This window comes from Erwinia sp. PME.40.26/001, from assembly GCF_055556675.1.
In genome coordinates, this window is sequence record NZ_JBVHNP010000126.1 from 1 (window position 1) to 277 (window position 277).

1 protein-coding gene is annotated in these 277 nt (G+C 66.4%); it reads right to left on the reverse strand.

Annotation, left to right across the window (positions count from 1 at the left end; all coding sequences use genetic code 11):
- Positions 1–53: 53 nt before the first annotated feature.
- On the reverse strand, positions 54–277 hold a 224-nt coding region (locus ACZ3HG_RS23500; RefSeq protein ID WP_465334754.1), incomplete at its 5' end, for a cytochrome c family protein.

Here is a 277-nt window from a genome sequence, read left to right on the forward strand (position 1 = left end):
GGCGGCGCCGGCGAGGAAGGTACGTCGCGTCGCCCCCTTTTTCGGTCCTGGCATCACTGCTCCTTCAGCGTCGCGAGATAGGCCACGACATCCTCGATCTGCTCGGCCGTCAAGATGGTCTTGCCCTCGAACGCCCTGGCGACACGCGTGAGGCCTGTCGTCCGGTAATAGGGCGGCATGATCGTGTCCGGATTTAGACGCGAGCCGTCGACGATGCGCAGACGTAACTGAGCCGCCGACCAGCGCGTTCCCGCGCCGCCGAGGCTTGGCGCCAGAG